We start from the raw sequence: 20,248 nt of genomic DNA on the forward strand, positions 1-20,248 counted from the left end.
ATCAGATAATTGTGAAAGCACCTTGGTATCTTCTATTACCGACAGGCATTTTCTCCTTCTGACAAAAAATAGTATACACCTGTATAATTATAAATGCAAGCATTATTTTTATTCATTTTAATAATATATTTCGTTTACGAACTAATAAATAAGCTATATCTAGTAATCGAACACCAGATATAGCTTATTAAATATATTAAGTTATTCTTCCACAAGCTCCAAGTCCTGTTCGTACGCATAGTCTGCTTCGGCTTGTGTAATCATGCCTTGGTCTACCATTTGTTCGAGCACCAGCTTTTGTCGAGCCTTTGCACCTTCATAGTTCGTATAAGGATCTAAATAGGACGGTGCATTGGGTAATGCTGCAAGCATAGCACTTTGTCCTAATGTCAATCGACTAGGGCTTGTTCCAAAGTAGCCGTGAGCAGCTTCGTAGATACCGTAATAGTTATGACCATAATATACGGTATTCAAATACATGGTAAGGATTTCTTCCTTAGAGTAGTAATGTTCCATTTCACTAGCGAGGATGGCCTCTTCCACCTTACGACTCATGATGCGCTTCGAGGAAAGGAACAGATTTTTTACAAGTTGTTGCGTAATAGTACTACCGCCTTCTAGCGTTTCACCTGCTATAGTGTTTGTGTACAAGGCGCGAATAATACCGAGTACATCAATAGCTCCATGTTTATAATACCGCTTATCTTCAATAGCGATTAATGCATTTTTTGTATACTCAGGAATAACATCCCCTTTCACCCAATGCTCTTTTGAAACACGTTGATTAAGAGCTATCTGTACTTTATCTCTAAATGTAAACAGTCGTATAATTCGATCCGTACGACTGAGCGTGTCTTCACTTTGTTCTATTTGTTTTTCAACAATTGTATGAGCTTTACTCTCACGATTTGTCCCTTGAAAGCTATGGTATCCGTCATATATAAACATAGCCAAAATCATGACCACCACGAACACAACTAGATTTCGAAGGTAGCGAAATACTTTCATTTCTTTCACCTATTTCTTAAAGGTCTGTAATATAAACACATGTAACTATAGGTTTATAATCTAGCTATCTATACAATACCTTATATACATATACAAATATAAAGTATATTAAATGTATTGTATCACATCAATCAATAAGAAGATATGTAAAACACTAGTTTTTACGTCTACTCATACTACAAATATATTTAATATATCTTATAATGGCATGATACCCTATATCTATATATACCGATTAATGCATATTAGTTATACTTATTAAGTTGTATTAAAAACTTTAAATAGAGTATAATGTATGAGATGATAAAAACATGCCTATGGAGGAGTAAAATGAAACAGTGTATGGATTCAGAAAATCTGCATCGTCGATTGCGTAAAATCTTAGGTCAAGTGCAAGCTATTGATCGAATGATTGAAGAAGACATTCCCTGCGAAGATGTGTTGAGCCAAATTAATGCAGCTAAGTCTGCACTACATAAAGTAGGACAAGTAATTCTTGAAGGACATATCAACCACTGCGTACGAGATGGTATCGAACATGGTGACGTAGAAAAAACCATTAGCGACTTTACAAAAGCTGTAGAGCGCTTTGCAAATATGGGTAAATAAAAAAGGACTCTACAAATGAATTGCACCCAAAAAATTGGACATAATTTTTGGAGGTGCAGTTCAAAATGTAGGGTCCTTTTTATTACCCTCATATTAATCGTGGTTAGTTGTTAAGAATTCGCTCAATGCAGCGAGTGCCTCGTCTTCGTCAGCACCGTCAGCAGTCAAGGTAACGGATGTGCCTTTTGTAGCACCCAAGGTCAATACAGTTAAAATGGATTTAGCATCTGCTGTTTTGCCATTAGCAGCGATAGTCACTTTGGAAGCGAACTTAGCAGCCAATTGTGTGAAAGCTGTAGCAGGACGAGCATGTAAACCGGATTCGTTAGTAATTTCTACTGTTAATTCTTTCATGATAACCTCTTTCTATCTCGATAGGCGGTGCCTATCCATACGTTCTAATAGATATATTGTATCAATATCAAGCATTTCAATTCAAGTATATTACATCCTATTTACTATGTAATAATCCTATTTAACAAAAGTAAAATTATAATAAACCTTTTTCAGCTAATACAGATTTAGCGTATTCTGTAATTTCTTCTGCTGTGTCCATAGTAAGTGCTTTATTTGCTACCTCTTCACATTCTGTTTTGGAAACAGAACGCAAAATATTTTTAATAAGAGGAATCGAAGAAGCCGTCATGGAGAATTCGTCGAGGCCAAGGCCCAACAGAATCATGGTCGCCACAGGGTCGCTAGCAAGCTCACCACACATGCCTGTAAATTTACCTTGTTCATGACTAGCATCAATGACGTGCTTAATAAGACGTAACACACCTGGATGCAATGGTTGATACAAGCTACCAATTGCTTCGTTCATACGGTCTACTGCCAATGTGTATTGGCAAAGATCATTCGTACCGATACTAAAGAAGTCTACATATTTAGCAAGAATTGGAGATATAACAGCTGCCGCTGGTACTTCGATCATGATGCCAACCTTGATATCCTTGTTGAAATCCTTACCCTCAGCCTCCAGTTCCTCCTTACATTCACTAAGCATAGCATTCGCTTGCTTCACTTCCTCAACGGAAGCAATCATAGGATACATGATGTGAATATCACCAAACGCACTAGCTCGTAATAAGGCACGCAATTGTACCTTAAAGATGTCTGGACGATTTAAGGATATACGAATAGCGCGATATCCTAGGAATGGATTCATTTCACTTGGTAAATCAAGGCATTTCAATTCCTTGTCTCCACCGATGTCCATGGTACGGATAATAACAGGCTGCCCCTTCATATCTTGGGCTACCTTTTTATACTCTTCGAATTGTATTTCTTCTGCAGGCAATTCGTCATTTTCCATGTAAAGGAATTCTGTACGATACAAACCAATACCTTGTGCGCCCATAGTGAGCGCATGTTTAGCATCCTTCACCTTACCAATGTTGCCGAATAGTTCTACATGATGACCATCAATGGTAGTAGCTTCAAGATTAGCGGATTCGCGTAACCGTTTTAACTCTTCTTGGAACGCCAACGCTTGATTTGTATACTCCGTCCAATCCGCATCAGATGGATTGATTTCCACGATACCATCCGTACCAAGAACGACTGCCTTATCGCCATCTGCAAAGCTTTCAATATCACCAACGCCCATAACTGCAGGAATCTCTAAGGTGCGAGCCATAATAGCCGCATGAGATGTAGGGCCACCTGCTGCCGTAACGATACCTTTTACTACCGCTTTATCAAGGGATGCCGTATCAGATGGTGCCAAATCATGAGCCACCAAGATAACCTCGCCAGAAATATGTGATAAACCGCGAGGGTTCATGCCTAACATATTACGCATCAAACGATCACCGATATCCTTAATATCTGCGCCTCGTTCACGCATATAGGCGTCTTCCATGCCGAGAAAGATATTTGCAAAGGTTTCAATTGTTTGAGCCGTAGCCGCGACCACATTCATATGGCTAGACTCAACAAGGGATTTAATTCCGTCAGATAAGGATGGGTCTTGAGCAATTTGCATATGCGCTTCAAAAATAGCCGCCTCTTCTGGCCCCATTTCATCCAACGCTTTTTTACGAATAGTATCCAATTGTTTTAAGGTAGATGCCATAGCAGTTGCAAACTTGCCAATTTCTTCTTCTACCTTGTCTTCCGTTACATTGTAATCAGGAATGACAATTTCCTCTTGAATATATCTATATACATTGCCTACTGCAACGCCACGAGATCCAGAAATCCCTTGAATTCGCATATGTGTTCCTCTTTCTATTACGATTAACTACATTACTCTTTATTTTATCATTTCTCTGTTAAACAATAAAGTAATCCAAATACCTATACTCCCTTAAATAACCGTCCCATATGGGGCATTTTTTGTTTTACTATAACTCTCAATAAACGTTGTAAGCTTTCCTTATTTTCCCTTTATTTTGCTATAAATTTATACGATTCCATGCCATGCTTAGGACCTATTTATGATATAATATTATAATATAGAATATATAATAATAAACATATGAGACTTTCACGGGCTTCATGGTGAAAGTCTTACTTATTGATAGGAGACTTTATGAAATTAACGAAAATGCATGGTCTCGGCAATGACTTCATCCTCTTTGCCGACCCACAAGGGACGTCTAAAGACTACACAGACCTCGCCATCCGCCTTTGCGATCGTCGCACGGGTATTGGTGCTGATGGTCTTGCTATCCTAGTTCCTTCCGAAACCTGTGATGTGCGCATGCGCATCATCAACTCCGATGGTAGTGAAGCAGAAATGTGCGGTAATGCCATCCGTTGCTTTGCCAAATACGCTTATGAACACGGTGAAACAACGAAGGAGACTTTCACCATTGAAACCTTAGCTGGCGTAATGAAGCCTACATTGACTATCGAAAACGGTATAGTCACACAAGTTACTGTAGACATGGGCAAACCATTTTTTAAGGCCCAAGACATTCCTATGAATGTAAACATGGATAAGGTTATCGACGTAGACCTCAATGTAAACGGTGAAACCGTAACAGTGAGTTCTGTATTGCTCGGTGTGCCTCATACAGAGGTATTCATCGACGACATTACAAAGGCCCCTGTTACAACACAGGGCCCAATCCTTGAAAAGCACGATATTTTCCCTGCTAACACAAATGTAAACTACATTGAAGTAATAAATGACAAACACATCAAGGTGCGCACATGGGAGCGTGGCGCTGGCGCTACCTTAGCTTGTGGAACAGGATCTTGTGCCTCTGCCGTTATGTCCTTTGAAAAGGGCTTAACAGGCCGCGAAGTAGATGTGGAACTCTATTTAGGTACATTGCATATTTCATACTTGGAGGATGGCACGGTGCTCATGACAGGCCCGGCTGAGGAAGTCTTCGAAACAGAACTTCCTATCGATTAAAATGAAGTGGTTACAACTTATATTAAATGCGTTCCTAAGGTACCAACAGGGCCGCACACTCATGCCACGGAATATAGAGCCCCTTTTGGGACTACTTGCATCCATTCTCGTCATCCTCATAGCCGTAGCCAATAGCATCGCTATTGGTTATGCCTTGATTGTCGTATGGAGCATCATGGCCTACGTGTTCTACCGCAAAGGATATACACTAAAAGAATTATTAAACCTATCTTGGACAGGTGCGAAAACATCCATCATAGTGATGCAAATCTTCCTTCTCATCGGTTGGCTCATCGCCATGTGGCAAGCAGCAGGCGTTATTCCTATGATTATCTCCACAGGTATCGATTTAATTGATCCATCCATCTTTATCGTCTGTGCCTTTTTAATAACAGCTATAGTGAGTATGTTGTTAGGTACTGCACTAGGCACTGTAGGAACGATAGGCATCGTACTCATCACCATGGCAAGAGCTGGGAGTATTCCAGAAAATATTGTGGCCGGTGCTATTATTGCAGGCGCTTACTTTGGTGATCGAAACGGTCCACTATCCTCTAGTGCATCTCTTGTAGCAGCCTTGACCCATACAAAGGTATCGACGAATATTCCCATCATGTTTAAAGATGGTATTCCAGCACTCATCATCTCTACAGTGCTGTATCTATTACTATCTCAGTGGTACCCACTCAATTACGAAAATAGTTTACTATCCGATACAATTCACTTTATTTTTAATATCGATTGGACATTATGGATTCCAGTCATCATCGTCATTGGCCTATTGCCTTTGAAAGTATCTATCCGTTGGCCTATCGGACTCAGTGCATTAGCGGCGGCCATTCTAGCCTATACCAATCAGGATGCGAGCCTCTCAGAGTTGGGATGGTATACCTTAACAGGCTTTGAACTACCGCACTATAATCCACTAGCTAATATCATTCATGGCGGCGGTCTACAAACGATGTTTATCCCTACCCTTTCAATTTTTATGGCTACTGCCATTTCAGGCATGCTCGAAGGGGTTGGCTTCTGGAACGATATACGACAACTGTTAGAGCGAGCTAAAACACGGAGCGATGTATTTGCTGCCAATGTAGGTCTTGCTTTCTTAACAGGTGCGGTTGGATGCAGCCAAGCTATTGCGGTAGTTATGACGCACTCTATTATGCGTATTACCTACGCACAGCGAGGTATTCAAGATGAAGATGTAATGCTAGACTTTGAAAATAGTGGCATTCTCATCGCTCCATTACAACCATGGAATATCGCTGCCTACGTGCCCATTGTCATGATGGGTACAAGTTCAACAGGTTATGTACCATTTGCCTTCTTCCTATATCTAGTACCACTCATCTATTGGTTACGATTACGGAAGCAAGATCAACCAATCATACGCTAATTAGTATTATCTCAAAAGGGGAAATTGTATGATTTATACCATTACCTTTAATCCAGCTCTCGATTATATCGTGCGCCTTGATCACCTCAAGACGGGTACTATTAATCGCACCATCCAAGAATACGTTCTCGGTGGTGGCAAAGGTATCAATGTATCTATCGTGCTCAACAATCTTGGCATGGATACGACAGCACTCGGCTTCATCGCAGGGTTTACAGGCGAAGAAATCGTAACACAACTCAAGAAATTCGGCGTGAAAGAAGATTTCATCCGGCTTCGCGAAGGATTAACCCGCATCAATGTTAAGGTAAAAGCCTCTGATGAGGAAACAGAGATTAATGGCCGCGGCCCAATCATTGCTACCGACGAATTAGAAGCTCTATACAAACAGCTTGATGCGTTGACCGAAAAGGACACCTTAATCCTTGCTGGCAGCATTCCTTCTAGCCTACCAAGCGATATGTACGAACTCATTATGGAGCGCTTACAACATAAAAATATTCGCATCGTAGTCGATGCTACAAAGGATCTACTCACAAAAGTCTTGCCTTATAAACCATTTTTAATTAAGCCAAATAATCACGAGCTTAGTGAAATCTTTGGGCGCACTTTATCTACAAAAGATCAGCTTGTAGAAGCAGCAAAAACATTGCAAGAGAAAGGCGCACAACACGTGCTCATCTCCATGGCTGGTGATGGTGCTATTTTGGTGTCCGCTGACGGCACTGTATATACCAGTCCTGCCCCTAAAGGAACTCTCGTGAATTCCGTGGGTGCTGGCGACTCCATGGTAGCCGGCTTTATTACGGGCTATGAAAAGACGGGTGACTTACAAGAGGCGCTCTATTGGGGTATCTCCAGTGGCTCTGCCTCCGCTTACTCTGAAAACCTCGCAACCCTTGAAGAAGTAGAAACACTGCTTTCACAAGTACGAGTTAAATAGTTTTATATTTTATGTGCATCAAGGAGTACACATATGAAAATCACTGATCTATTAAAACCTCAATCTATCCTACTGAATGCAGATCCTGTCACAAAAGCTGACGCCATTTACACCTTAGGTGAATTGATGGACAAAGGAGGCTATTTGACAGACAAGGCAGAATATTTAAAAGCTGTCTTCGCTCGTGAAGAGTCTGGTTCTACAGGCCTTGGCGACGGTATTGCCACACCACATGCTAAATCTGCAGGAGTAAAAGAACCAGGCCTCGCCGCTATGGTTGTACCTAATGGGGTAGACTTTGAAGCATTAGATGGTCAACCTTCTCGCCTATTCTTCATGATTGCGGCTCCAGAAGGCGCCGCTGACACTCATGTTGAGGTATTGAGCAAACTAGCAACTATGGTGATTGACCCAGACTTCAAAGAAGCCCTAATTCAAGCGGCTACTGTTGATCGATTCTTAGAGCTCATTACAGCTAAAGAAGAAGGAAACTTTGACCCATCCGTAGAAGGATATATCAAACCAGCAGAGGATCAAAAAGCAACCAGCATTACCGATGCTATCGAAGCAAAGGCTACAGAAGCAATTGAAAAGGTAGCACCTAAGATTTCTGTAGATAACCCGCATTATGATGTACTTGCTGTTACTGGCTGCCCTACAGGCATTGCACATACCTATATGGCGGCTGAATCTTTAGAACGCAAAGCTAAAGAAATGGGTGTTTCTTTAAAAGTAGAAAAGAATGGTGCATCTGGTGTTAAAGACGCTCTTACAGCAGAAGAAATCGAGCACGCTAAATGCATTATCGTAGCTTCTGACCGTCAAGTAGAGATGGCACGCTTTGATGGCAAACCTATGATTCAAACTAAGGTTGCGAACGGCATCAATAAAGCGGAAGAGTTATTGCGTGAAGCTATGGCTGGTACAGCACCTGTATACCATGCTTCCCCATCTGACAAAAATGGTGCAGTGGCTGCATTCGATGCGGCAGATAACTTTGGTCGTCAAATCTACAAACATTTGATGAATGGTGTCTCCCACATGTTGCCATTCGTTATCGGTGGCGGTATCTTAATTGCCCTTGCCTTTTTATTCGATGTATTCGACCCAGCAAATCCTAAAAACTTTGGTTCCGGTACACCTCTTGCAGCTTTCTTAATGCAAATCGGTGGCGCTTCCTTTGGCTTCATGTTACCCGTATTAGCGGGTTACATCGCTATGAGTATTGCGGACCGTCCAGGTCTTGTAGCTGGTTTTGTTGGAGGCTTATTAGCTAACCAAGGTGGCTCTGGTTTCCTAGGTGCATTGATTGCCGGTTTCGCAGCAGGTTATTTGGTATTATTAGTTAAGAAATTAGTATCTGGTTTACCTCAAGCCTTAGAAGGTACAAAACCGGTTCTCTTCTACCCTGTGCTTGGCGTATTATTCATTGGTATCGCCATTACCTTTATCATCAATCCTCCTGTATCCGCACTTAACCACTGGTTGATGGACTCCTTGCAATCCATGGGCACAACGAGCCGCGTATTGTTAGGTCTTATCTTTGGTGCTATGATGTCCGTTGACATGGGCGGCCCTGTAAACAAAGCGGCTTATGTTATCGGTACTGGTGCTCTTGCAACTGGCGAATACGGTATTATGGCGGCTGTCATGGCAGGCGGTATGGTTCCTCCATTGGCAATCGCTCTTTGTACTACATTCTTCCCTAGCCGCTTCACAGAGGCTGAACGTAAATCTGGTATCACAAACTACATCATGGGCCTTTCCTTCATCACAGAAGGTGCCATCCCATTTGCAGCAGCCGATCCAGTTCGCGTATTACCAGCTTGTATTATCGGTGCTGGTACAGCCGGTGCGTTATCCATGTTCTTCGAATGCACACTACGCGCTCCACACGGCGGCATTTTTGTAGTACCAACAATTGGTAATCCACTACTATACCTTGCGTCCATCGCAATCGGTTCCGTTGTGGCTTGCTTTATCTTAGCACTTGTAAAGCCAAGCTTAAAAAATAGTATCACAAAATAAATCATTAAAATTAACCATCAATTATAGCTTATATATGATTGATTGATGGCTGATAATTGTTGATTGTTTATGATGAGTTTCGACGATTAGCAGTTAGTAACTAATAGTTAACATTTAGCGACTAATTGATTAATGACTCTTATCGATGGTGAAAGCTGGTGTCACACCAGTAGATATAGTAAAAGGACTAGAATATACGTATTCTGAACTGACCTAAAATTGGACACAATTTTGGAACAACAATTCAGAAGTATACGTGATCTAGTCCTTTTCTGATATTCAAAAATAATTAATATTATTTTATATTTTATAATCTAGACTACTTTCAAAAGTGGAAGCAAGTCCTCAAAATTGTACAATCACATCGATTTATGTTAAACTATATAAATATTAATAAACTTTAAAATTATAAACTATTATTAGAAATCTAGTTCGGAGAGCTAATTCATGAAATCATCCAAAAATTGTAAGGTCACTGCTGCATTTCTTGCTGCAGCTGCATTGGGTGGTGTTGCCCATGCAGAGCCTACACTTAACATGAATGATTTAGTAGGTACGAGTACCAGTGCTGAATCAACGACACAGAGTCCTACAAGTGTAGCAACTCCAGTCGTGAAACCAATTGCAACTCAGCCAGTCTTACCAGCTACACCACAACCGGCCACCGTTGTACAACAACAAACACCACCGATGGCACAACCTCAACCATCCTACGTGATGCAACCAGCAACGGTTAGCCCTGTACAAACTCAACAAGTTACACCATTGCAATCAGTACCGCAACAAGTAGTACCAATGCAATCTCAACAACAGGTTCAAACTCAACCTCAGTATGTTGTCAATAAAGATACAAAAACTGTCATGGAGCCTACATTAGCAATGCACAGTTTGATAAATGTACAACGAAAAACTGAACCTGTTACTGTAGAGAAACCAGTGGATGGTAAGCAACAAGTACAAACTACACAAGTAGAGCGTACGCCTGTTGTTATTCAACAAGAATCCATAGCTCCATTAACTGTATCAAATACTACAGTAACAAAAGCCGTAGTAGCAAAACAGAGGCTTACGATTCGAGATATTCAACGAGCTGAGCGTGAGCGTCTAGCTCAACTAGCCGCTGAAGAAGCATCCCAACAAGAAAATTTATCACAAGCTGATCAACAACAACTTGCTCAAAAGCAAGCTGAAGCACAACGGCAAGCCGCACTACAATCACAACAACAAGCAGAAGCCCAACGGCAAGCAGCTTTGCAGGCGGAACAAGAACGTGTGGTAGCTCAACAAGCAGAGGCTCAACGCCAAGCGGCTTTACGTGCTGAGCAGGAACGTATTGCGGCCCAACAAGCTGAGCAAGCGCGTATTGCAGAAGAACGTCGTCAAGCGGCAGAGCTGGAACGCATTCGTATCCAAGAGGAACAACGCCGTATTGCTGAGCAACAGGCGGAACAAGAGCGTATCGCTGCTCAACAAGCTGAAGCTCAACGTCAAGCGGCTATTAGAGCGGAACAAGAACGTATCGCCGCTCAACAAGCCGAAGCGCAACGTCAAGCCGCTATTAAAGCAGAACAAGAACGTATCGCCGCTCAACAAGCCGAGGAGCAACGTCAAGCGGCTATTAGAGCTGAACAGGAACGTATCGCCGCTCAACAAGCTGAGGCGCAACGACAAGAAGCTTTACGCGCTGAACAAGAGCGTATGGCGGCAGCTCAACAAGCTGAAGCTCAACGTCAAGCGGCTATTAGAGCTGAACAGGAACGTATCGCTGCTCAACAAGCTGAGGCTGAACGCCAAGCCGCTTTAAAAGCTGAACAAGAGCGTATTGCCACTCAACAGGCTGAAGCTCAACGCCAAGCAGCTATTAAAGCTGAACAAGAACGTATCGCCGCTCAACAAGCTGAGGCGCAACGACAAGCCGCTATTAAAGCAGAACAAGAACGTATCGCCGCTCAGCAAGCCGAAGCGCAACGCCAAGCAGCTATTAAAGCTGAACAAGAGCGTATTGCCGCTCAACGGGCTGAAGCTCAACGCCAAGCAGCTTTAAAAGCTGAACGTGAGCGTATCCTCGCTCAACAGGCTGAAGAAGAACGCTTAGCGGCTGAAGAAGCAGCTCGCCAACGTGCTGAAGCCGCCGCTAAAGCTGAAGCCGAACGACAAGCAGTTATTAGAGCAGAACAAGAACGTATGGCAGCTCAACAGGCTGAAGCTCAACGCCAAGCAGCTATTAAAGCAGAACAAGAACGTATCGCCGCACAACAGGCTGAATCTCAACGGCAAGCAGCTTTAAAAGCTGAACAAGAGCGTATCGCGGCCGAGAAAGCTAAAGCTGAACGCGAAGCCGCTATAAAAGCGGAGCAAGAACGTATTGCTGCTAAACAAGCGGAACTTGCAAGACAAGCTGTGATCCAAGAAGAACAAGAACGTTTAGCTGCTGAACAACTAGCAAAAGAAGAAGCGGCAGCTGCAGCTAAAGCTCAGGCTGAAGCAGAGGCAAAAGCTAAAGCAGAAGCAGACGCTGCAGCTAAAGCTCGGGCTGAAGCAGAGGCAAAAGCTAAAGCAGAAGTAGATGCTGCTGCTAAAGCTCAGGCTGAAGCCGAGGCTAAGGCTAAAGCTCAATCTGAAGCCGAAGCAAAAGCTAAATCTGACGCAGAGACTAAACAGGTTCAAGAAAGTAAATTACCGCAATCTTATGTAAACGCTCGTAATGAAGCTTCCACAAAGGGCTCTACTGTTACAGAAGAGAAAAATATTCTCTCCCAACCAATTGAACCCCCATTGCAAGCTGATGCGTCTGCAAAGATTAGTCTTGCTTTCGACGCGAAAAATTATGAATCCATGTCTACCACAGTAGATAATAAGGAAATTAAATATCGCGCCTTCGAGTATATCCCTTACGTGGCTAATCCAATCGACATAGATCAGCAATACATGAACATTTATGTACCAGAGGAATATTTCAACAACGGTACAATCAATGGTTACAATACCCAAACAGCCCCTATCTTCATGCCAAATGCAGTAGGTGGTTACATGCCGAGCCAAGCTATGACGCCTAAGGTGGAAAATGGAAAACCTAACAGTGTTCTTTATGCATTATCCCGTGGTTATGTAGTAGCTTCCCCATCTACTCGTGGTCGTACCAATAAAGCTTCCGATGGCAACTTCATCGGTAAGGCCCCGGCAGTAATCGTTGACTTACAAGCGGCTACAGCCTACTTACACGCTAACGATTCCGCTATGCCAGGTAATGCAAACCGCATTATCACAAATGGTACAAGTGCAGGCGGTGGTGTATCCTTGTTACAAGGTGCAACTGGTAACAGTTCCGACTTCCAACCATATTTACAAGCATTAGGTGCAGCTACAGCGGCAACTAATGTATACGCAGTATCTGCGTATGCCCCTATCACTAACCTTGATGCGGCTGATATGGCTTACGAATGGAGCTATAATGGTATCACATCCTTTAACAAAGTAACTATGGGCCAAGGCGAATTACCACAAGCTAATGTAGGTGGCAACTCTGCTCCACCACAACGCACGATGCAACGTGTAAACTTGAATGCAGACGATCTATCATACTCTAAAATGCTCAGCGAACACTTCCCTGATTACGTAAATAACTTACAATTACGTGACTCTCTAGGTCGTGTACTAAAACTTGACAAGAACGGTAACGGTACTTTCAAAAATTATGTAAAAGAATTTATTGTTGCTGCCGCTAATAAAGCAGCAGCTAAAGGTACTGATTTATCCAAGCATACATACCTTGTACGAGATAATAAAACAGGAACTATCAAAGACATAAACTGGGAAGCATATAACCACTTTGTAAGTCGCTCAAAAGCGCCTGGTGCCTTTGACTCTCGTGCTAATGATACAGGTGAAAACAATCTATTTGGTACAAGTACTACAGATAATAATCACTTTACCATTACTGCTGCATTACACGATTCAACAGCTAACCAAGATGTATACGTAGAAAATGCTAAGATCGTTACTATGATGAACCCAATGAACTATCTTGGTTCTCCTGCTGCGACAAATGCACGATTCTATCGTATTCGTTATGGCACAGCCGACAGTAATACATCTGTTGCAATTCCTTTAATCGTAGGTACACGTGCTCAAAACCTTGGGTACAGAGTAGATATGGCAACACCATTTAATGTAGATCACTCTGGTGACTACGATTTAGAAGAATTATTCAACTGGATGGATAATATCGTTAAAAACGGTAGATAATCACAATTAAATACATACCAAAATACTAAAGGAGCTACCTAGTAGTTCCTTTTTCATATACAATTATAAATTTTCTTGTGTATTCAATTATAAATGTTATTGTGAAAGTCCCTCTCCGACTATGAATAATCTGCACCATTATTTAATCAGTACATCACCCTATTATAATAATAAAAGAATTCAATCAAAAAAGGATGCCCCCTGTAAAATACAGGGGGCATCTATGTGTTTGAGCCAGGTAAAAGCAATTATTATGCTTTCACCATGATAGGCGATTAAACTTCAGGGAACAATGCTGTAGATAAGTAGCGTTCGCCTGTATCAGGGAGAATTACTACAATATTTTTGCCTTTATTTTCAGGGCGTTTTGCCAATTCTTGAGCCGCCCAAAGCGCAGCACCAGAGGAAATACCTACCAATACGCCTTCTGTGTGACCGAAAGCTTGAGATGTAGCAAAAGCATCCTCGTTAGAAACTTGGATTACTTCATCGTAAATGTTAGTATCCAATGTATCTGGAATAAAGCCAGCACCTAAGCCTTGGATTTTATGAGGGCCTGGTTTACCATTAGACAATACAGGAGAATCTGCTGGTTCTACGGCAACCACATGTACATCAGGGTTTTGTTCTTTCAAGTAGCGACCTGCACCTGTCAACGTACCGCCTGTACCAACACCAGATACGTAGATATCTACGGTACCATCAGTATCTTGCCAGATTTCAGGACCAGTTGTTCTGTAGTGAATTGCAGGATTAGCTTGATTTACGAACTGACCGGCTTCAATAGCACCAGCTGTAGCCGTTACGATTTCCTTAGCTTTTGCAATAGCGCCTTTCATACCAAGAGAACCGTCAGTCAATACGAGCTGAGCACCATAACCAAGCATTAATTTACGGCGTTCAATGGACATTGTTTCAGGCATTACGATTACAACTTTATAGCCAAGCGCAGCACCTACAGCAGACAAGCCAATACCAGTATTACCAGATGTAGCTTCTACGATTGTGCCGCCTGGTTGTAATTCACCAGATTCAACTGCAGCTTGAATGATTGCTGCTGCGATACGGTCTTTTACGGAACCGCCTGGGTTAAAGTATTCCAATTTTGCGAAAATATTAGCGTTTGCACCATATTTTTTACCAAAACGTGTAGCAGCTAATAATGGTGTTTTACCAATTAATTCAACAAAAGATTTTGCAATTTTAGACATAGTGGTCACTCCTTATTAAATAGAACCATCCCAGTTATCATATTTTGTATCAAGTTTTGCGTAAGTCCCATCGATTACATCTTGAAGGGTTACGTTTTCTAAATAATCATGGATATAGTTTTGTAATCCTGCCCAGAAACCAACGGTACGTTCGTTGATCACTGTATCAGTACTCACCCCTTCATCAAGGGTAGAGATGATAGCCATAGATTCCTCTGTAGCAAGTAGAATTTCAATAATTGTATATTCTTTAGGGCTTTTAGATAAGCGATAGCCGCCATACTTACCGCGGATACTATCCACTAGTTTTGCAGCGCCTAAACGAGCTACGATACCTTCTAGGTATTTTTCAGATATGCCTTGTCGTTCTGCTACAGATCGCAAGGAGACAGGTTTATCTTGACCTTGCTCTGCCAAATCGATGAGGACCATCAATGCATACCGACCTTTTGTGGAAATCCTCATATATTTTGCCTTTCTTTGTAAATATTAGTATTAACACACCCTATACTATAAAGTGCTTTTATTATATTTATAAAACTATTTATAAAACCTTTCATATTAATAGGAATTAATTTCATTATAGACCACTCACTATAAAAATGCAAGAACTTATTTCCTACTTTTATAAAGGGATATTAACAACACAAAAGGACCAGCCCGAAGGCCAGTCCTTTTGCGTATAGTTTGTAGTTTGTTATATGAGGTTTACCATGATGAATTGGAGAGGGTTCATCTGGTATTGGGACTTACCGTATCGTCAGGAAAACGATGCGCGCCCGTGTTTATGTCATTTGAGGAGTTGTCTAGATTACTCTAGCATTTAAGTATAAGTTTCTTAATTAGATTTTACCTACAAGATCAAGACCTGGTTTCAAAGTATCTTTACCTGGTTTCCAACGTGCAGGGCACACTTGATCGCCATGTTTAGCTACGAATTGAGCAGCTTGTACTTTACGAACCAATTCTTCAGCGGAACGGCCGATACCCATATCATGAATTTCTGCTGTACGCACGAAGCCTTCTGGATCTACTACGAATGTACCACGGTAAGCCATAGCAGATTCTTCTTGGAATACATCGAAGAAATCAGCTAATTCATGTTTTTTGTCAGCCAACATGTAGTACTCGATTTTATTGATGCTTGGAGAAGCATCAGACCATGCTTTGTGAACGAATTCGGAGTCACAAGATACGGAGTAAACTTCGCAACCCAATTCTTTCAACTCTGCATAGGAGTTTTGTACGTCTTCCAACTCAGTAGGGCATACAAATGTGAAGTCTGCTGGATAGAATACAAATACAGACCATTTACCCAACACGTCTGCAGTGCTAACTTTTACCAATTCAGGTTTTTTGAAAGCATCAAGTGTAAATTCAGGAAGTTGTTTACCAATAATAGACATGTTATGTCCTCCTTATTTGAGTTCCATATGTAACGAATATATTTATATTGGTGTACTTAACACCATATCTATATCTATCTTTGTCTATATAATAACAAATATCATTCAATATTGCAAGCGTTATTTTTAAATTTATCGATATATTTTTTCCAACTTTTTTCGATGTAAGCAAAAAAGAGAAGAAAGATGCTCATTTCTGAGCAGCTTTCTTCTTTTTACGTACTATTTTTTTAGTTCTAAGATTGCATCTACGAAACCACGGAATAATGGATGTGCATTATTTGGGCGAGATTTAAGTTCTGGATGTGCTTGTGTACCAATAAAGAATGGATGATTTTTTACTTCAATACTTTCAACAAGACGGCCATCTGGAGATGTACCTGAAATCACAAGACCTGCATCGGTCAATTGTTGACGGTATTCATTGTTGAACTCATAGCGATGACGATGACGTTCATAAATCAAATCTTCCCCATAAGCTTCGTGAGTTTTCGTACCGGCTTCCACTTTGCATGGATAGATACCTAGGCGCATTGTACCGCCTTTTTTATCTACATCAACTTGATCACTCATCAAGTCAATTACTTTGTACTTAGCATTTTCATCGAATTCGCTAGAGGTTGCTCCTTCCATGCCACATACGTTACGAGCAAATTCCATTACTGCAGATTGCATGCCAAGGCATAGGCCAAGATATGGAATATTGTTTTCACGAGCGTATTGGATTGTGCGGATTTTACCTTCTACACCACGGGAACCAAATCCACCAGGTACGATGATACCTTCAACACCTTCAAATACCTCTTTAGGATCTACAGATGTATCATCAAGTTCTTCAGAGTCAATCCAACGAATATTCACTTTAGTACCCGTAGCAATACCAGCATGATCTAGAGCTTCAACTACGGATAAATACGCATCATGCAACGCTACATATTTACCAACAATAGCAACTGTAATATCTTTATTAGGATTCAAGATCTTATGAACCATTTCTTTCCATGCAGTCATATCACATGGACGATCTTCAAGACCTAACTTTTTGATAACAATATCGTCAAGACCTTGATCTTGCATCATCAATGGCACTTCATAGATAGAGCTACAAGTTTGATTTTCAATAACTGCTTCAGGTTCTACGTCGCAGAACAAAGCAAGTTTTTCTTTCATATCATCAGAGATATGTTTTTCGCTACGACATACCAAAATATCTGGTTGAATACCAATGCTACGCAATTCTTTTACACTATGTTGTGTAGGTTTTGTTTTCAACTCGCCTGCGGCATTGATGTAAGGCACTAATGTAACGTGAATGTAAAGTACATCGTTACGACCTACCTCTTTTTTCACCTGACGAATGGCTTCCATGAATGGCAAGCTTTCAATATCACCTACGGTACCACCAATTTCTGTAATAACTACATCAGCATTATCCTCTTTACCTACACGGTAAACATTTTGTTTAATTTCATTTGTAATATGTGGAATTACTTGTACAGTGCTACCTAGGTAATCACCTTTGCGTTCTTTATTGATTACAGACCAATATACTTTACCAGCTGTAATATTGGAACGTTTACTAAGGTTAATATCGATAAAGCGTTCATAATGGCCCAAATCAAGGTCAGTTTCGGCGCCGTCATCTGTTACAAATACTTCACCATGTTGGTAAGGGCTCATCGTACCCGGATCGATATTAATGTATGGGTCAAATTTTTGAATCGTTACATTGAAACCACGGTTTTTTAGTAAGCGACCCAAAGATGCTGCTGTAATTCCCTTCCCAAGAGAAGAAACAACGCCGCCAGTTACGAAAATATACTTAGTTGCCATGATGCCTCCCACCTATTACATTTTTTCCGGAGCGGAAATACCTAAAATACCCAAGCCTTGACGAAGAACGAGGGCAATCGCTGTAATTAATCCAAGACGAGCTTGTTGTAATGCTGGATCTACGCCAATGATACGACCTTGACGGTAGAATGAATGGAACATGCTTGCCAAATCATATAGATAACGAGCAATACGATGAGGTGCACGATGTTCGGCAGCTTGAACGACCTCTTCCGGATATTCAGCTAATTTCTTAATTAATTCTAATTCCATTTCACTTGTAAGTGTTGTGAAATCAGTTTCATTATAATCGCCAAATGCAATGCCAGCTTCATGCACTTGGTTATAAATGCTGTGAATACGAGCATGAGCATATTGGATATAATACACTGGGTTGTCATTACTGCGAGATTTTGCCAAGTTAATATCGAAATCAAGTTGGCTGTCTAAGGAGCGCATCAAGAAGAAATAGCGAGACGCATCTACGCCAACCTCTTCAATCAATTCATCTAATGTAACGCTATCACCACTACGTTTAGACAATTTAACAAGTCGTCCGTCACGGAACAATGCTACCATTTGTAATAACAATACTGTTAATTTATCAGGGTCATAACCAAACGCCGCCATAGCCGCTTTTACACGACATACATAGCCATGATGGTCAGCGCCCCAAATATCAATCATCTCTTTGAAGCCACGATCATATTTATTGCGATGATATGCAATATCTGCCGCCAAATACGTAGGAACTCCATTATCACGGATAACTACGCGGTCTTTATCATCACCATAATCAGTAGATTTTAACCATAAAGCACCGTCTTTTTCATAAACTTTGCCAAGGGCCTTTAACGCCTCTACGGAATGATGAATCTCATCCGTTTCATGAACTGTACGTTCAGAGAACCAATTATCAAAAGTAACGCGAAAATTTCTTAAGGTTTCCTCTAAGCGAGCTAATTTTTCTTTTAAGCCCTCTTCCTTAAACAAGGCTATACGATCTGCTTCGTTCATAGCATTTAATTTATCAAAGCCTTCGCGTTCTGCAATTGCTTTCGCTGTTTCAATAATATCTGGACCACGATAGCCATTTTCAGGGAACACTAATGCTCCTTCTGGAATATCGAACTCAGGCATGGAACCGTCTTCATTACGTTTAGGCGGGAATACTAATTTAGCACCTTGTAACTCTTGGAAACGGTACTCAATGGAAATAGCCATGTTGTCGATTTGATTGCCTGCATCATTGATATAGTATTCAGATTGTACATTGTAACCCGCTGCACGTAACAAGTTTACAAGAGCACTACCGTATGCAGCACCGCGACCATGACCAACATGCAATGGTCCTGTAGGGTTTGCACTTACGTACTCTACTTGAATCGTATCGCGCGCACGCAATGGTTGAACACCGTACTCAGTACCAGCATTCAAAATGGCTTTTAACGTATCATACACCATATCAGATTTCAAAAAGAAATTAATAAAACCTGCGCCGGCAACCTCAGCACGTTCAAGCCAATCAAAATTCATATGACTAATCAAAGCTTCAGCAATAGCTCGAGGATTTTGACGAGCTACACGAGCGGATTGCATAGCGATGTTTGTAGAAAAATCACCGAATTCCTTTTGAGGTGGCAGTTCGAGAACGATTTCTGGATATTCCCCAGCCGGCAAATCACCGCTGTTAATCGTATCTTGTAATGCCTGTTCAATCCCCGATTTCAGGATTTCCTTCATGTCCATGCTCTATATCCTCCCGCACGTCTATATCTAACTGATTATAAAATTGCCATTCACCTTCGACGGAAATATCATATCCTAAATGAACATGACCTACGCCATCGTGAAAGTCTACTGTTAATTCATGAGTATTTACGGCCATATGTAAATCACCATATGGTGTTTCATACACGGCTTCGCGTTCTTCACCACGGACGTATTGATGACGCATATTGACAGCCCCTGTTCGGAGCAACACGATAGAATCATCATGGATTTTAATGGTCGTCTTAACCCCATCCAATCCAGTCACACTAGATTCTTCGTAACGCACATATTGAGCATTACCCTTTTCATGTGACGTACCTGGGGAAATCAGTTCCACTACGGTATCCTTGCCATCCATATCTCGTTGTACACTCTTTACGGACACTAGAACCCGCTTCATTTTCAACCTCCATGGTAGTAATT

At 41.3% G+C, this 20,248-nt stretch carries 15 protein-coding genes; 6 read left to right on the top strand and 9 right to left on the bottom strand.

What is annotated here, in order from left to right; translation table 11 throughout:
* Window positions 1-201: 201 nt before the first annotated feature.
* Window positions 202-1,008 carry a transglycosylase domain-containing protein gene (locus B1A77_RS01110; RefSeq protein WP_077707647.1) on the bottom strand — a complete coding sequence of 269 codons (807 nt, stop codon included), beginning with the start codon at window positions 1,006-1,008 and terminating at the stop codon, window positions 202-204.
* Between the two features lie 330 nt (window positions 1,009-1,338).
* On the opposite strand from B1A77_RS01110, the gene B1A77_RS01115 reads away from it, so the two are divergent.
* A complete protein-coding gene (locus B1A77_RS01115; protein WP_004697521.1) occupies window positions 1,339-1,617 on the top strand; it encodes a metal-sensing transcriptional repressor in 279 nt (92 codons plus the stop codon).
* A gap of 93 nt (window positions 1,618-1,710) precedes the next feature.
* Here B1A77_RS01115 and B1A77_RS01120 read toward each other — a convergent pair whose 3' ends face one another.
* Together B1A77_RS01120 and ptsP are read right to left on the bottom strand one after the other, a co-directional pair.
* A complete protein-coding gene (locus tag B1A77_RS01120) occupies window positions 1,711-1,971 on the bottom strand; it encodes an HPr family phosphocarrier protein (RefSeq protein WP_004695032.1) in 261 nt (86 codons plus the stop codon).
* A gap of 136 nt (window positions 1,972-2,107) precedes the next feature.
* Entirely contained in the window at window positions 2,108-3,835 is a 1,728-nt protein-coding gene (ptsP, locus tag B1A77_RS01125) for a phosphoenolpyruvate--protein phosphotransferase (RefSeq protein ID WP_077707648.1), read from the bottom strand.
* A 318-nt stretch (window positions 3,836-4,153) separates the two neighbouring features.
* Here ptsP and dapF point away from each other — a divergent pair, with 318 nt between their 5' ends.
* The 5 genes from dapF (at window position 4,154) to B1A77_RS10125 (ending at window position 13,602) form a co-directional block, all read left to right on the top strand.
* Window positions 4,154-4,987: a diaminopimelate epimerase gene (dapF, locus tag B1A77_RS01130; RefSeq protein WP_077707649.1), complete on the top strand. Its 834-nt coding sequence runs from the start codon at window positions 4,154-4,156 to the stop codon at window positions 4,985-4,987.
* Window position 4,988: 1 nt separating this feature from the next.
* Complete coding sequence (locus tag B1A77_RS01135) at window positions 4,989-6,386, top strand: Na+/H+ antiporter NhaC family protein (RefSeq protein WP_077707650.1); 1,398 nt, start codon at window positions 4,989-4,991, stop codon at window positions 6,384-6,386.
* A gap of 28 nt (window positions 6,387-6,414) precedes the next feature.
* Window positions 6,415-7,329: a 1-phosphofructokinase gene (gene pfkB / locus B1A77_RS01140; RefSeq protein WP_004695028.1), complete on the top strand. Its 915-nt coding sequence runs from the start codon at window positions 6,415-6,417 to the stop codon at window positions 7,327-7,329.
* A 33-nt stretch (window positions 7,330-7,362) separates the two neighbouring features.
* Complete coding sequence (locus tag B1A77_RS01145) at window positions 7,363-9,357, top strand: PTS fructose transporter subunit IIABC (RefSeq protein WP_004695026.1); 1,995 nt, start codon at window positions 7,363-7,365, stop codon at window positions 9,355-9,357.
* Between the two features lie 447 nt (window positions 9,358-9,804).
* Window positions 9,805-13,602 (top strand): subtype B tannase, encoded by a 3,798-nt coding sequence (locus B1A77_RS10125; protein ID WP_187658825.1) that lies wholly within the window; start codon window positions 9,805-9,807, stop codon window positions 13,600-13,602.
* Between the two features lie 275 nt (window positions 13,603-13,877).
* Here B1A77_RS10125 and cysK read toward each other — a convergent pair whose 3' ends face one another.
* From cysK to B1A77_RS01180, 6 genes are all read right to left on the bottom strand, one after another.
* Window positions 13,878-14,813: a cysteine synthase A gene (gene cysK, locus B1A77_RS01155; protein WP_012864824.1), complete on the bottom strand. Its 936-nt coding sequence runs from the start codon at window positions 14,811-14,813 to the stop codon at window positions 13,878-13,880.
* Window positions 14,814-14,828: 15 nt separating this feature from the next.
* Window positions 14,829-15,278 (bottom strand): RrF2 family transcriptional regulator, encoded by a 450-nt coding sequence (locus B1A77_RS01160; RefSeq protein WP_004695020.1) that lies wholly within the window; start codon window positions 15,276-15,278, stop codon window positions 14,829-14,831.
* 377 nt (window positions 15,279-15,655) lie between these two features.
* Window positions 15,656-16,219: an alkyl hydroperoxide reductase subunit C gene (ahpC, locus tag B1A77_RS01165; protein WP_004695016.1), complete on the bottom strand. Its 564-nt coding sequence runs from the start codon at window positions 16,217-16,219 to the stop codon at window positions 15,656-15,658.
* 222 nt (window positions 16,220-16,441) lie between these two features.
* Window positions 16,442-18,052: a CTP synthase gene (locus tag B1A77_RS01170; RefSeq protein WP_004695015.1), complete on the bottom strand. Its 1,611-nt coding sequence runs from the start codon at window positions 18,050-18,052 to the stop codon at window positions 16,442-16,444.
* Window positions 18,053-18,067: 15 nt separating this feature from the next.
* Complete coding sequence (gene argS, locus B1A77_RS01175) at window positions 18,068-19,801, bottom strand: arginine--tRNA ligase (RefSeq protein WP_077707651.1); 1,734 nt, start codon at window positions 19,799-19,801, stop codon at window positions 18,068-18,070.
* Window positions 19,767-20,225, bottom strand: a complete 459-nt coding sequence (locus B1A77_RS01180; RefSeq protein ID WP_004695011.1) for a YwiB family protein — start codon at window positions 20,223-20,225, stop codon at window positions 19,767-19,769. Before B1A77_RS01180 ends, argS begins: the two co-directional genes overlap by 35 nt.
* Window positions 20,226-20,248 lie beyond the last annotated feature (23 nt).

It is taken from the genome of Veillonella parvula (assembly GCF_002005185.1).
In the GTDB taxonomy this organism is placed as follows: Bacteria; Bacillota; Negativicutes; order Veillonellales; family Veillonellaceae; genus Veillonella; species Veillonella parvula_M.

What these genes read in the sequence shown, in the direction of transcription:
- B1A77_RS01110 (WP_077707647.1), bottom strand. Translation starts at nt 1,008, where the DNA reads ATGAAAGTATTTCGCTACCTTCGAAATCTAGTTGTGTTCGTGGTGGTC.
- B1A77_RS01115 (WP_004697521.1), top strand. Translation starts at nt 1,339, where the DNA reads ATGAAACAGTGTATGGATTCAGAAAATCTGCATCGTCGATTGCGTAAA.
- B1A77_RS01120 (WP_004695032.1), bottom strand. Translation starts at nt 1,971, where the DNA reads ATGAAAGAATTAACAGTAGAAATTACTAACGAATCCGGTTTACATGCT.
- ptsP (WP_077707648.1), bottom strand. Translation starts at nt 3,835, where the DNA reads ATGCGAATTCAAGGGATTTCTGGATCTCGTGGCGTTGCAGTAGGCAAT.
- dapF (WP_077707649.1), top strand. Translation starts at nt 4,154, where the DNA reads ATGAAATTAACGAAAATGCATGGTCTCGGCAATGACTTCATCCTCTTT.
- B1A77_RS01135 (WP_077707650.1), top strand. Translation starts at nt 4,989, where the DNA reads ATGAAGTGGTTACAACTTATATTAAATGCGTTCCTAAGGTACCAACAG.
- pfkB (WP_004695028.1), top strand. Translation starts at nt 6,415, where the DNA reads ATGATTTATACCATTACCTTTAATCCAGCTCTCGATTATATCGTGCGC.
- B1A77_RS01145 (WP_004695026.1), top strand. Translation starts at nt 7,363, where the DNA reads ATGAAAATCACTGATCTATTAAAACCTCAATCTATCCTACTGAATGCA.
- B1A77_RS10125 (WP_187658825.1), top strand. Translation starts at nt 9,805, where the DNA reads ATGAAATCATCCAAAAATTGTAAGGTCACTGCTGCATTTCTTGCTGCA.
- cysK (WP_012864824.1), bottom strand. Translation starts at nt 14,813, where the DNA reads ATGTCTAAAATTGCAAAATCTTTTGTTGAATTAATTGGTAAAACACCA.
- B1A77_RS01160 (WP_004695020.1), bottom strand. Translation starts at nt 15,278, where the DNA reads ATGAGGATTTCCACAAAAGGTCGGTATGCATTGATGGTCCTCATCGAT.
- ahpC (WP_004695016.1), bottom strand. Translation starts at nt 16,219, where the DNA reads ATGTCTATTATTGGTAAACAACTTCCTGAATTTACACTTGATGCTTTC.
- B1A77_RS01170 (WP_004695015.1), bottom strand. Translation starts at nt 18,052, where the DNA reads ATGGCAACTAAGTATATTTTCGTAACTGGCGGCGTTGTTTCTTCTCTT.
- argS (WP_077707651.1), bottom strand. Translation starts at nt 19,801, where the DNA reads ATGGACATGAAGGAAATCCTGAAATCGGGGATTGAACAGGCATTACAA.
- B1A77_RS01180 (WP_004695011.1), bottom strand. Translation starts at nt 20,225, where the DNA reads ATGAAGCGGGTTCTAGTGTCCGTAAAGAGTGTACAACGAGATATGGAT.